We start from the raw sequence: 542 nt of genomic DNA, 5'->3' as shown, positions 1-542 counted from the left end.
CGTTAGGCGCCACAAGAGAGTCACAGCACAATCGGGAGTCACTAAGTGAGCACAGTTCTTTGGGCAAATGAGCTCGTCGGGGAAGTAGTCACTTCCGACGAAAGCGATAAATACGCGCTCTACAAACATGCCGACAAGCTTGATGAAATCGGTCAACGCATCGCTCAGAAGTCTTTCAATTCGCTCTGCGATACAACGGACTTGGAGTTCAACCTTGGGGATGACGAGCTTCCGAACGGAATGGCATCAACCAACGAGCTCATGGCCAAGAACGGCAAGTGGATGGCCGCTTCCGAAGCAGCCAGCTTGCTCAGCTCTCTCATCGCTGAAATCGAAACGAAGAAGGTTCGCTTCGGTCTACTCAAGAATGATCACGACGCCGTGCTTGCTGAGCTAAAGGAGAGCCTGAGCTATGCGCAAGGCGCGGCGGCCAAGGGTGGGAAGTTCAACTTTTCGGTGGTCATGTGAGAGTGGCGCCTAACCCTTCAATCGAGAGGACTTGCCCCGGCAAGCCGGGTCAAGCCTCTCATCTCAAACGTTAG

General features: G+C 53.7%; 1 protein-coding gene. It reads left to right on the top strand.

Features of this window, described 5'->3' with window-relative positions; translation table 11 throughout:
• The first annotated feature begins 45 nt into the window (after positions 1 to 45).
• The gene (locus F3I62_RS20070) at positions 46 to 468 is read left to right on the top strand and encodes a hypothetical protein (protein WP_160491404.1); all 423 of its coding nucleotides are present in this window, start codon (positions 46 to 48) and stop codon (positions 466 to 468) included.
• Positions 469 to 542 lie beyond the last annotated feature (74 nt).

Origin of the sequence: Pseudomonas sp. R-28-1W-6, from assembly GCF_009799925.1 — a bacterium.
Lineage (GTDB): Bacteria > Pseudomonadota > Gammaproteobacteria > Pseudomonadales > Pseudomonadaceae > Aquipseudomonas.
This window is presented reverse-complemented; position numbering and strand designations above follow the sequence as displayed.